The organism is Nostoc sp. 2RC, assembly GCF_014222165.1.
In the GTDB taxonomy this organism is placed as follows: Bacteria; Cyanobacteriota; Cyanobacteriia; order Cyanobacteriales; family Nostocaceae; genus Nostoc; species Nostoc linckia.
This window is the reverse complement of the sequence record NZ_JACKZU010000235.1, coordinates 1-12,630: the sequence shown is the minus strand read 5'-3', so window position 1 is coordinate 12,630 and position 12,630 is coordinate 1. Positions and strand designations below refer to the sequence as shown.

The following is a 12,630-nucleotide window of genomic DNA, read 5'->3' as shown; positions in this document are numbered from 1 at the left end:
TGGGGAGTGTGGGGAGTGTGGAGGGTAATTTTTTGGATACTTAGCTAGAAATCCCACACAAAATTTCGTTCACCCCTTCCAAATAAAAAAATATTCCACAGAAGACTGTTAACTGTTAACTGTTAACTGTTGACCGTTGACCGTTGACAGTCAATAGTCAACGACCTGAATCGGAACAATTTATTTTTTGGAGTTCCCTAAGTCCTGAATAAAAAGGCTATGTCTACAGCAAGCTGAGCCAATAGCAAAAATAGTATCTTAAAATGCAAGTATTTTTGCAAAATGTATGCTAAGCTTGCAGCAGTTCAGTAAAATTGCCAAAAAATCAACATGCCTGACAACAAAAACGGCAAACATTAAAAGACCTTGCTATTGTCCCGGCAGATTAAGTTTGTCCGCTCGGCTTTTTCTAACGGAGAGATACAGCCTCATGAAAGTGGATGTGAATCTTTGCAACAACCTAAAATCAATCAGGACTCGCTTGGGTATGAGTCAACAAGACTTGGCTAACATAGCTGGCGTCACTCGTCAAAGTATTGGTGGTGTGGAATCGGGACAATATGCCCCTTCTGTTGCTATGTCACTGCGTTTAGCCAAGGCGCTTGGTTGCCAAGTCGAGGACTTATTTTGGTTTGAGGAAGATTTACCAAAAGTTGAGGCAGTTCTTACCAAACCAGTCGAGAGTGGACAGCAATTGCGAGTTGCCTTAGCACAGGTTGGAGGTAAATGGATAGCTTATCCTTTAGTTGGGAATAATGCTTTTCGCCTGGAAATGGTTCCTGCTGATGGTGAAGCAGTTGCAGTGAGCGATCGCACTACAAAAATAAGTTGCGAAAGTGAAGCCCAGCTAAATATTCACCTCAAAAGTGAAACGGTGAAGGATTGCTCTGGTGGTGAATTTATCCGAACGCACACACTCAGCGAACAAAGGATTTGTAACGTAGTCCCCACTCTTCAAGAACCCTTACTTTGTGACAAGGGCTATATACAGCAACCAACAAATCAGCAAAGAGCAGCTCCCCAGACAATAGAAGTTGCTGTCAGTGTCAGCAAACTGCCATTGGTAGAAAATCAAGCACAAAACCAAACAAGTACAAATAAAGTCGTGGTTCGACTGCTTGATGATATGAACAGATTGCAAAATACAGTTGTAGTTGCTGGTTGTACGCCAATGATTTCCCTTTGGGCAAGAGCCGCTGAACGCTGGCATCCAAAATTGCGAGTTCATCATATTCTCGCCAACAGTATGGCAGCATTACGTAGTTTGTGCCAAGGTGAAATCCACATTGCAGGGATGCATCTGTACGATCCAGAAACTGGGGAACATAACATTCCCTTTGTGCGAAAAGCTTTAGCTGGTAAGAGTGCAGTTTTAATTACCCTTGGCGTTTGGGAAGAGGGACTTTTAGTTGCACCAGGAAATCCCTTAGGAATCACAACAGTTAGTGATTTAGTAGAATTAGGAGCAACTGTTATTAACCGCGAATCGGGTTCTGGTTGTCGTATGCTTTTGGAGCGCAAACTCCAAGAGAAACAGATACCATTTGATTCCGTTAAAGGATTCGATCGCATCGTCTACAGCCATCAAGATGCTGCTCTATCGGTAATCTCAGGAGTTGCTGATGCAGCTGTCAGTACAGCATCCGTGGCTGCGGCCTATGGGTTGGAATTTATCACCCTACATCGATCGCGCTACGATTTGGTGATTCTTAAAGAATACTTGGAAGAAGCACCAGTACAGGAATTGCTCAGTACCTTGGGACATCGGTTAGTCCAATCGCAATTAGAAATTCTTGGCGGCTATGACATCAGCAATATTGGGGAAGTTGTAGCGAATATTTAAAATTTTGGATTTGGAATTTTGGATTTTGGATTAAATTTTTCAATCTAAAATCTAAAATCCCAAATCTAAAATTCGCTAAAGATTGCTCAAAAGTCTACACAACAATTGTCTTACAATCCAAAATCCAAAATCCCAAATGGCATTAGCCGACCATGAACGATCACTTAACTACCAACAAACATCCCATTCAGATTAACGATACAACCTTGCGAGATGGCGAACAGGCCGCGGGTGTAGCTTTTAACGTGGAGGAAAAAATTGCGATCGCCACGTTTCTAGATTCTATTGGTGTTCCAGAATTAGAAATTGGAATTCCGGCAATGGGACAAGAAGAAGCAGAGTCAATTCGCACCATTGTGAATCTAGGATTAAATGCTAAATTACTGGGTTGGAACCGTGCTAATTTATCTGATATTCAAGCATCGATAGATTGTGGTTTACACCGGGTACATATTTCCGTTCCCGTTTCCGAAATTCAAATTGGTGTCAAGTTTGGCGGTAAGCAACAAGTAATGCTGGATCGTTTGCGGGATGCAATTAATTTTGCTAGCGATCGCGGTTTATCTGTGTCTGTTGGCGGCGAAGATTCTTCTAGAGCCGATCCATCTTTTTTATTAGATGTAGCCTTCTTTGCTCAAGAGTTAGGAGCTTTTCGCTTCCGCTTCTGTGACACCGTAGGAATTCTCGACCCTCTAACCACTTACAGCAAAGTCCGTTCCCTTGTGCATCATCTATTCATTCCTATAGAAATGCACACCCACAATGATTTCGGACTAGCATTAGCGAACTCCCTGGCTGGTATTGAGGCAGGGGCACTATCGGTGAACACCACAGTCAACGGAATTGGCGAACGGGCTGGAAATGCGGCCTTAGAAGAAATTGTGATGGCGCTGAAACATATTTACAGTGTCCGAACAGGTATCAATACAAAACGTCTGCTGGAACTATCAAGGTTAGTTGCGAAAGCCGCTAACTGGCCAGTTCCTCCTTGGAAAGCGATCGTCGGTGAAAATACCTTTGCCCACGAATCAGGTATTCATGCTCATGGTGTACTACAAAATCCAGGTACTTACGAACCTTTCGCGCCAGAAGATGTTGGTTGGGAACGTCGTTTAGTTGTAGGCAAACATTCTGGTCGGCATTTAATACTGAGTGTGCTGCAACAACATGGAATTAACCTCAGCCAGCCAGAAATTCAATCAGTGCTGGATGCTGTCAAACATCAATCAGTACAAGTTAAGCGCAGTCTCACAGTTGAAGAACTCCTGAGTTTAGTTCCTAAAGGTTGAATAGGGGAATTAGTTAACGGTTATCAGTTATTTGATGACTGATGACTAAATTGGTTAAGAACACATAACAAGTCCGTCTAAATTTGATGAGCGCATTTGTTAACTGACTGCTAGACTTATACCAATTATGTTGGTATAAACCTATGTCAAGAAAAGGACAAGGATGGATCACCTTTCAATCATCAACAGAAGAACTGGAACTTTTGGAAGAGTATTGCAAGCGGTTTCAACGCACTAAAACTGATGTGTTGCGCTCCTTAGTACGTAGCCTCGAACCAAAATTACTCAAATACCAGACGAAGCAGTTTGATTCCAGGGAGGTGGATCTTGACATCCTTTGAGCAGATATCCAAAGTTGCCTTGCAACGCCAGAAATTGCTAGTTCCTCTGAAATCCTAAAAAGCGTTCTTTTTTCAAATTGGTATAACTTTAACTTCTGTGGCATGAGCAAAGTTTCTTGATACAGAGGTAAATCAGATTTCTGATGTTCCAATACCACTTGATGTCCAGGGTAGTCAGGATTGGTTAATTCTACTAAAACATTTTTCTACCATGCTTAATCTTGAGTCCATCTACACCACAACAATGCAAAAAGTCCCATATCATTGGGCTTTGATCGAGAATTTGCTATCAACAGAAGCCAGTTTAGAACTAACCACAAGTTTTCCCCACGAAGAATTTTGCCTGTCAGAAGGAGAAGGATACGGATACTCTTGGGGAAAAATACTTGCTACTAGCGAGGATATTTCCTTGATGCTCCAATCCAGGGATAATCGTTGGCGAGAACGGATGGCACAGGACAGACTTACCAGTGACTTAAGACACCTAAGTAATGTCTGGCAAAAGTTGATAGAAGCACTATGGACAGATTCTTATCGCACAGCAATAGGCGAAATCTGTGGGTTGGATCTAAAGGATTGTGTAATGGATATTGGATTTCGTCGGTATCAGTCAGGACAGTTACATCGCCCTCATACAGATGAGCCGAACAAAGTTTTAACTCACTTGCTATTTTTCAACCAACAGTGGTCTGTAGATTGGGGGGGTTATTTGCGAATTCTCCAAGACTCCCAACCGGAATCTGTGTTTCAAGATATTCTACCCCTGAGCAATTCCTCTGTTGTGCTAGTGCGTTCTGACAATTCTTGGCATACGGTAACTCCCCTTACTTGTCCTGCATCTGAGTGTCGCCTGGTTTTGAGAGTTGCTTTTTTCCAGAACGATGGTCTAAGTTCCACAGAAATCCAGCTAGCTGCTTAGCGATTCAGTATTTTCTCTCTAATGAGCTTTTTGATTTTCTGGTTCTTGCTTATCTTGTTTGTTTACTTCAACACTTGGCTATGACAAATCATACAGAATTACTGCGATCGCGCTATGGTGAAATTCCTTTCAGTTACGAAATTGATTGGAACGACTCCCTAGAAACACTAATATCTCACCGTTCAGTTCGGTCTTATTTATCCGAACCTCTACCATCAGGAACTCTAGAATGGCTGGTTGCAGCTGCTCAATCTGCGGCTAGTTCGGCTAATATGCAAACCTGGAGTGTGGTAGCAATTGAAGATCCAGAACGCAAAGCAGAGTTATGCAAATTGGCTAATAACCAAGTATGGATTAACCAGGCTCCTGTATTTTTAGTTTGGTTAGCAGATTTAGGTCGTCTGGCTCACATTGCTGACAGTCGCGGACTACCTCATGTCGCTCTCGATTACACAGAACTGTTGGTTAAAGCAATAGTCGATGCTTCGGTAGCAGCGCAAAATGCTGTTGTTGCGGCTGAATCTGTTGGTTTGGGAACGGTGTATATTGGTGCAATTCGCAAAAGTACGCAAGAAGTAGCCACATTGCTAAATTTGCCACCTTTTGTATTCCCAATATTTGGGTTGTGTGTGGGTTATCCCAACCCTGAGGTAGAACCTGCAATGAAGCCGCGTTTACCGCAGCCAGCAGTGTTTCATCGTGAAACCTATAAATTAGCAGAGCAAGATGAAGCGATCGCTCGCTACAACGACATCATGAAACAATTCTATACTGAACAAAACATGAATGTTGCTGTTGATTGGTCGCAACACTCAGCTGAACGCATTGCAACTTTAGACTATTTAAAGGGATGCAAGTACTTGCGTGAAACTCTCAACAACTTCGGCTTTAAGTTGTTGTAAAAGAGTAATGATAGTTTTGGATTTTAGATTCAATTGTGGGTAATTGAGAGGTTGGAGTTTAAACGCAGAGGTACGCAAAGGTACGCGCATACCGCCAAAGGCGGAACCCGCAGGGTAGGTACGCAAAGAATCTTTCAAATTCTCTGGCAAATTGCTTTTTGCTCCCTGTATGTAAGTCTTAATTCAATTTCAATTGAAAATCTCAAATCCAAAATCGAATTGACCAAGAATGTAGCATTAACTCCCAAACATCAAAGGAACTGAAAACTATGAATAGTTTGTCTACGAAGGATTTAAATAGACTCCGCTCTCAAGGCAAAATAATTGTTAATCGAGTGGAGATTTTTATCGAAACTTACTTATCAGAAACCTCACTTGATGAGGATCTGATTAACCAAACCTTAGAAGAGATTATCAAGGCTGCGAATACCTTAACGACGGCAGTCTCCAAAATGAAAACTGTTCAAACCGTACATCATCTTAACGGTTCAAAATAGTTTAATAGTGCTTAATGGAAAGCCATAGCTAATTTATAGGGATTTAGTCAAGTACTGAGTTCTAAGTGCTGAGTATCTAGTATCGATTACTCAGCACTATTTTAGTTATGGAAATAAATCAATTTAGAATGTTAGGAAATATCATGCTAAAAGGGTTAATTTCAAAATTAAGCAACTGGTTGGAAAGAAATAAAATTGTCAGTAATCTGGAGGTTTTTCAAGACTTTATTATCATTTCGCTCTGTCTTGGTTTATTCTGCGTGATGCTGATGCGACTGACAGATATGTTCTTTTCCTTCTTACATCCCTTAGATTTACGGCAAGTAACATCTGATATCTTGTTCATTTTGATTTTAGTAGAATTGTTCCGTCTGTTAATCGATCATCTACAACAACAACGGACATCTGTCACCGCAGCAGTGGAAATTACCATTGTTTCGGCTTTGAGAGAGGTAATTTTGCGCGGTGTTCTAGAAATTCCTCGTGACCAAATTTTGGGAATAGCTGTGTTTCTAGTAGTTTTAACAGGAATTATGATGGCTTTACCTTGGATATCTCGTTTTGTTGAACAAACCAAAATTACTAATCAAGAAACAACAGATAAAACACAATTATTGGCTGAAAATACTATAGTCGCTGAATAATTGTAACTCCAAATACTGTTTGAAAATAATTTGGCGATCGCAAGTAATTTGGCCAGATGTATGATATTCTTGAAATATGGAGAATGAAAGGTACAAAACTCTTTACTAAAAGTAAAGTACGCTTCAAAACCAGGAACTCTCATTATCAGATTGAGCTATGCAAAATATCGGTGACAAGCATGGTTTTCTTATCTTGCTAGCTCATCAACATAACATTGAATCAACCAAATACTTTCAATTTTGTTGAAGTCATAAAATTGCCAAAGATATTAGTTAAGTTTAATATCTTTGTATTTCTTTTTAACCAAATTCTGCGCTTTTTTCCCTGGTTCTATAACCAGTCAGTTTTGTGGTCGCTATGGTTATCTCAATCAAAAATTGCTCAATTATTGATGATTAACCACTAAACGCTAACTAACATATCAGTAGAATATCATGCTTGAACATCTTCTGAACAATCATAATTTACCGTATCCCGATACAATACATCCCATCATTGTCCACTTTGTGATTGCAATGGTGTTGTTTGCTTTTTTGTGTGATGTCATTGGATACTTTACCAGTAACTACCGTCTTTTTGAAGTGAGTTGGTGGAATATGTTTTTCGCTACAATTTCCATCTTCATCGCCGTTGTTTTTGGTCAATTTGAAGCAGGTTTAGCACAACCTTATAATGCCGTTCAACCAATTCTTAATTTGCACACTCTTCTTGGCTGGTCGCTTTCAGGAATTCTCGCAGCTATTACAGCTTGGCGTTATGTCATTCATTGCCGCGCCCCAGAAAAAATATCGGTTTATTACCTAGCAGCAGGTTTAGTTTTGACTATTTTGATAGCCATACAAGTGTATTTTGGAGATGAATTAGTTTGGATATATGGACTACATACTGTACCAGTTGTTGAAGCCATAAAGGAGGGCTTACTACAATGAACCCTGAAGTTATTGACCAATTAAAAACTCATTTGGGAGCAAACGGATTACCCTACGCCATACCCATTCACCCAAATTTAGTTCATCTGACTCTAGCTTTGTTCATCTTGGGCATTACCTTTGATTTGATTGGTGTGTTGTTCCCGATACAAAAACCAGTCTTTAAATTTTTAGCAGTTCCAGCTAATCGTTCTAGCTTTTTTGAAGCTGGTTGGTACAACATGCTAGGTTCGGCACTAATCACATTGTTGACAGTAGCAGCCGGTGTTTACGAAATGATGTTGGCACAACCACTTCCGAACGTCAAAAGTGCCTGGGGATTATCAGCGATAGACACAATGCTTTGGCATGGTGTAGGTGGTGTTTTTCTTCTAGGGCTAATTGTTGTCATGGCTATTTGGAGAGGATTCCAACGCTATATTTGGGAACGGGATGACGGTCAACAGGTGCAGTGGACTTATTTATTTTCTGGGTTGTTCATCATCTTCATCATGTTTGTTCACGGTACTTTAGGGGCACACCTAGCTGCTGAATTTGGAGTTCATAACACTGCTGATATGTTATTGCGCTTAGGTCAAAATCCCAATTTACTACTGAGGTAATCAATGAAAATCCGAAATGTTTTGATGTTTGGTGTAATTGCGATCGCCTTAACTGCTGTTAGTCTTTGGATAGGAGAATGGGCGTATTCTTGGCTACCTCCTCAAGCCGCCGCAGAATCACAACTCGTCGATAAGTTGTTTAGTTTTTTAATCACCCTGGGAGCATTCATATTCATTGGAGTCACAGCAACCCTGATTTACTCAGCAATTTTCCATCGGGTAGACAAGTATGATACTAGTGATGGCCCCCCCATTGAAGGCAATATCACACTAGAAATCATCTGGACTGCAATTCCTGTATTACTAGTCTTTTGGATTGCCGGCTACAGCTATCAAATCTACGAACAAATGGGAATTCAAGGCCCTATGGAAGCTATGCACATACATATTCCCATAGCAATGAAATCTGCCTATGCTGCACCGATAGATGAGGACGCGGGGACGCGAGGACAGGGAGACGCGGGGACGGGGGGACATAAGGACGCGGGGAATATTAATGTCCTGCCAGTTGAAGATATTGAAGTTGATGCCAAACAGTGGGCTTGGGTTTTCCGTTATCCAGAAACCAAAGTCACTAGTACTGAATTACATCTACCGGTCAATCATCGCATCCGTTTAGCGTTGCATTCGGAAGATGTTCTCCACGGCTTTTATATTCCTGCTTTCCGAGTCAAGCAAGACATTATTCCCAATCACAATCTTGACTTTGAATTCACCCCAATTCGTATCGGCAAATATCAATTGACCGATTCCGAATTTAGTGGCACTTACTTTGCAACCATGCAGGCAAATGTTGTTGTCGAGTCTTCTGAAGATTACCAAAAATGGCTAACAGAAGCGGCAAATCGCACACCATCTACTGCAAACAATCAAGCAGCTTTTGAATATGCCCAAGCATCAAAAGAATTAATCAAAAGCTGGGCTACTGTAGTACCTGCAAAAGCTCCCGTAGTCAATTACAGCAATTAGTCATTAGTTATTTACAAATGACGAATGACAACTGACAAAGGACAAAAAACAAATGACAAATATTCCTGCCCAAGACATTAGAATTAAAAACCAAATAGCTAATTACAAACCTACAACACATTGGCAGCGATACTTTAGCTTTAGCACAGACCATAAAGTCATCGGTATTCAGTACATTGTTACCGCTTTCATTCTGTTTTTAGTCGGTGGCATATTTGCAATGGTCATTCGTGGGGAATTAATTACTCCAGAATCAGACCTCGTTGACCGTAGTGTTTATAATGCAATGTTCACCATGCACGGCACTGTGATGCTATTTGGGTGGACATTCCCTATACTCACAGGTTTTGCAAACTATCTCGTACCTCTGATGATTGGGGCGCGAGATATGGCGTTTCCTAGACTTAATGCTGTTGCCTTCTGGATGGTACCGATCGCTGCTATCCTACTTATGGCCAGTTTCTTTGTACCTGGCGGCCCAGCCCAAGCCGGTTGGTGGTCATACCCTCCCGTTAGCCTGCAAAATCCCACGGGAAATTTGATTAATGGCGAAGTCATCTGGCTGCTAGCTGTGGCAATATCAGGTGTTTCCTCAATTATGGCGGCAATTAACTTTGTCACTACAGTCGTGATGATGCGCGCACCTGGGATGACATTCTTTCGTATGCCCATCTTTGTTTGGAACGTATTTAGCGCCCAGCTTATCCAACTGTTCGGACTACCTGTGTTAACCGCAGGTGCAGTTATGCTTTTACTCGATTTAACAGTGGGAACTAGTTTTTTTAACCCTGCCAAAGGAGGCGACCCAGTTCTATTTCAGCACTTTTTTTGGTTTTACTCCCACCCTGCTGTTTATGTAATTATTCTGCCAGTTTTCGGAGTTTTTTCGGAAATTTTCCCGGCTTTTGCCCGTAAACCTTTATTTGGCTATAAAATTGTCGCTGTTTCATCACTCCTAATTGCTGGAGTTAGCGGTATAGTCTGGGTACACCATTTATATGTCAGTGGTACTTCTGGCTGGATGCGGATGTTTTTCATGCTGACAACAATGTTTGTGTCTGTCCCCACCGGTATTAAAGTATTTGCTTGGACTGCAACGATTTGGGGCGGGAAGTTACGCTTTGATACACCAATGTTGTTTGCCTTTGGCGCACTAATATTGTTTGTGTTTGCAGGTATTACTGGTATTACCCTTTCTTCTGTTCCCGTTGATGTCCACGTCAATAACACATACTATGTGGTGGGTCATTTCCATTATGTTCTGTATGGCACGGTAACAATGGGGATGTTCGCTGCGATTTACTTTTGGTTCCCCAAGATGACTGGACGTATGTACTACGAAGGCTTGGGAAAATTGCACTTCTGGCTGTCGTTCATTGGTATTAATCTCAACTTCTTTCCCATGCATCCGCTAGGACTCCAAGGAATGTTGCGTCGAGTTTCTTCTTATGCGCCAGAGTATCAATTTTGGAATATTATCGCCAGTATTGGCGGATTTTTGTTGGGTGTTTCGACTTTGCCTTTCATTCTGAATATGATTGCTTCTTGGGTACATGGCGCGCAAGCATCGAAGAATCCTTGGCGAGCAATTGGGCTGGAGTGGCTAGTTGCTTCACCACCTGCTGTTGAGAACTTTGAGGAAATTCCTGTTGTTGTGGGTGAACCCTATGGGTATGGGAAGTCTGAACCCTTGGTAAGTGAGCATTAGTTTTAACGCAAAGGAACGCAGAGGTTTACGCAGAGGGACACAGAGAGTTTGTGAACTCTTGCGCTCTTCTTTGCGCCTCTGGGTGAGAGAAATACATGGGAGTATTCAAGTAATGGACAGTTCAGTTATTTCAAAACAATCTGAGCATATTCATGATGAACAACGCAGTAAAATGTTCGGCTTCATTGTGTTTTTGTTGTCAGAAACTTTCATTTTTCTGGGTTTTTTCACAGCATATATTGTCTACAAAACAACAATCCCTGATTGGTTACCTGCTGGTGTTTCTGGGTTGGAAGTTAGAGACCCGGCGATTAATACGCTATTTCTCGTTTCTAGTAGTTTTGTCATCTATTTGGCGGAAAGCGCTCTTGCACGCCACAATTTGACCGAATTTCGCCTGTTTTTAATGTTAACCATCGCAATGGGAAGTTATTTTTTACTCGGACAAGCTATTGAGTGGAGTCACCTTTCTTTTGGTTTTACTACAGGAGTTTTTGGTGGAATATTCTACTTACTGACGGGTTTTCACGGTTTGCACGTTCTCATTGGCATTTTGTTACAGATACTTGTTTTGGGTCGCTCTTTCATTCCTGGTAACTACGACACAGGTCATTTTGGTGTGAATGCAACGTCGTTGTTTTGGCACTTTGTTGATGTCATCTGGATTGTTTTGTTTGTCCTAATTTATATCTGGCAATGATAAAATGACAGACAATTTGGGGGACTCTAAGAAATAAATTATTCTGGTTGACTGTTGACTGTTGACCGTTGATGGTCAACAGTTAAGTAGGTCAACTTAATTAAACATAAAACAATGGTAGGGTGCTTTATCGCAAAGCGTAACGCACCTCAATTGCTATAGTACAGTCTAGAGAGGTGCGTTAGCCTACGGCATAACACACCCTACATTTATTGACATCTACGTATGACGTTTTTTTAGGTTGAGCTACTTAACAGTCTTCTATGGAATATTTTTTGCTTGAAAGTTCTTTAAGCTTGATGAAATTACGTTATTTTTGCGTCAGTCCTGTAACACTAGATTTTGGTGCAGTCTGAATTAGAGTTGCTGCTACTTTTTTCGCCTGTGAAGCGGTTGACCAACTTCCTTCCATCATCGCCACTACGATGGCTCCTTGAACGAGGAGAAGTAATTGTCTGGCTAACTGTTCTGGTGATGAAACTTCTGCGGATTGAGCAAGGTTTTTAATATAAGAGTACATCGATTGTTGATGTTCTAATGCCACCCGATGTCCGGGATGGTCAGCATTAGCTAGTTCCACTGAAGCGTTAATAAATGCACAACCCCGGAAATCTGGGCCTTCAAACCATTCCCGCAGAGCATCAAATATAGCCAACAGTTGTTGGGATGGGTTAGAAGCTCGTTCTTCAATGGTGGTTTTGAGCCATTGACACCATTGCTCATCCTGTTGTCGCAACCACGCTTCAATTAATGCATCTTTTGATTTGAAATGATTATAAAGTGACATTTTCGCAACGCCAGATTCTGCAATGATTCTGTCAATTCCAACGTTGCGAATTCCCTCTCGATAAAATAAACTCGATGCCGTATTTAAAATGCGATCGCGAACAGATTTACGAGTCGTTTTTGATTTATCCATTTACATTACTTCCTTCAATACTGCATATTTTTTAAATAGTAATAACAAAATTTTTATCAATGGCAGAATTGATTAAATTGTCAAATTAACTAGATTTTTAAAATCTATGAATAAAACTTTCACCAAACTTATAAGAACAAGTGTTAAATAAATAGATAATAAAGTTGGAAAATTATAAAACACCTTTAAACTTTGCTTGTTTAACAAAATTAGGTGTTTTTCGTCAGAATTCGGGAGTCATAAGGGTTAAAGAATGAAAATAAATATTTGATGAACCAATTTACTATTCTACTAAATACCTCTAAATTATGACTTCTGACTTTTGGATGCTGAATTTTTACGTTTTATCTATATTAATGTTGAATGA

At 40.8% G+C, this 12,630-nt stretch carries 12 protein-coding genes and 1 pseudogene; 12 read left to right on the top strand and 1 reads right to left on the bottom strand.

Going from position 1 to position 12,630, the window contains the following annotated elements:
* Positions 1–286: 286 nt before the first annotated feature.
* The 12 genes and pseudogenes from GNE10_RS23060 (at position 287) to GNE10_RS23005 (ending at position 11,344) form a co-directional block, all read left to right on the top strand.
* Positions 287–1,843: a substrate-binding domain-containing protein gene (locus tag GNE10_RS23060; protein WP_397326193.1), complete on the top strand. Its 1,557-nt coding sequence runs from the start codon at positions 287–289 to the stop codon at positions 1,841–1,843.
* A gap of 152 nt (positions 1,844–1,995) precedes the next feature.
* Positions 1,996–3,132: a homocitrate synthase gene (gene nifV / locus GNE10_RS23055; RefSeq protein ID WP_185567161.1), complete on the top strand. Its 1,137-nt coding sequence runs from the start codon at positions 1,996–1,998 to the stop codon at positions 3,130–3,132.
* 143 nt (positions 3,133–3,275) lie between these two features.
* A pseudogene (locus GNE10_RS23050) lies at positions 3,276–3,404 on the top strand (CopG family transcriptional regulator); the annotation flags it as partial.
* Positions 3,405–3,684: 280 nt separating this feature from the next.
* Complete coding sequence (locus GNE10_RS23045; protein ID WP_185567159.1) at positions 3,685–4,392, top strand: 2OG-Fe(II) oxygenase; 708 nt, start codon at positions 3,685–3,687, stop codon at positions 4,390–4,392.
* A gap of 80 nt (positions 4,393–4,472) precedes the next feature.
* Positions 4,473–5,294, top strand: a complete 822-nt coding sequence (locus GNE10_RS23040) for an NADPH-dependent oxidoreductase (RefSeq protein WP_185567158.1) — start codon at positions 4,473–4,475, stop codon at positions 5,292–5,294.
* A 269-nt stretch (positions 5,295–5,563) separates the two neighbouring features.
* Positions 5,564–5,791 (top strand): hypothetical protein, encoded by a 228-nt coding sequence (locus GNE10_RS23035; RefSeq protein ID WP_185567157.1) that lies wholly within the window; start codon positions 5,564–5,566, stop codon positions 5,789–5,791.
* A gap of 143 nt (positions 5,792–5,934) precedes the next feature.
* On the top strand, positions 5,935–6,435 hold the full coding sequence (locus GNE10_RS23030; RefSeq protein ID WP_185567156.1) for a phosphate-starvation-inducible PsiE family protein: 501 nt from the start codon (positions 5,935–5,937) through the stop codon (positions 6,433–6,435).
* Positions 6,436–6,870: 435 nt separating this feature from the next.
* Positions 6,871–7,365 (top strand): DUF2231 domain-containing protein, encoded by a 495-nt coding sequence (locus tag GNE10_RS23025; RefSeq protein WP_185567155.1) that lies wholly within the window; start codon positions 6,871–6,873, stop codon positions 7,363–7,365.
* Complete coding sequence (locus tag GNE10_RS23020) at positions 7,362–7,967, top strand: DUF2231 domain-containing protein (protein WP_185567154.1); 606 nt, start codon at positions 7,362–7,364, stop codon at positions 7,965–7,967. Before GNE10_RS23025 ends, GNE10_RS23020 begins: the two co-directional genes overlap by 4 nt.
* Positions 7,968–7,970: 3 nt before the next feature.
* Positions 7,971–8,936: a cytochrome c oxidase subunit II gene (locus tag GNE10_RS23015; protein ID WP_185567153.1), complete on the top strand. Its 966-nt coding sequence runs from the start codon at positions 7,971–7,973 to the stop codon at positions 8,934–8,936.
* A 52-nt stretch (positions 8,937–8,988) separates the two neighbouring features.
* Positions 8,989–10,644, top strand: a complete 1,656-nt coding sequence (gene ctaD, locus GNE10_RS23010; RefSeq protein WP_185567152.1) for a cytochrome c oxidase subunit I — start codon at positions 8,989–8,991, stop codon at positions 10,642–10,644.
* A gap of 112 nt (positions 10,645–10,756) precedes the next feature.
* Positions 10,757–11,344, top strand: a complete 588-nt coding sequence (locus tag GNE10_RS23005) for a heme-copper oxidase subunit III (protein WP_185567151.1) — start codon at positions 10,757–10,759, stop codon at positions 11,342–11,344.
* A 310-nt stretch (positions 11,345–11,654) separates the two neighbouring features.
* Here the strand turns inward: GNE10_RS23005 and GNE10_RS23000 are convergent, their stop codons facing one another.
* Positions 11,655–12,263: a TetR/AcrR family transcriptional regulator gene (locus tag GNE10_RS23000; protein ID WP_185567150.1), complete on the bottom strand. Its 609-nt coding sequence runs from the start codon at positions 12,261–12,263 to the stop codon at positions 11,655–11,657.
* Positions 12,264–12,630 lie beyond the last annotated feature (367 nt).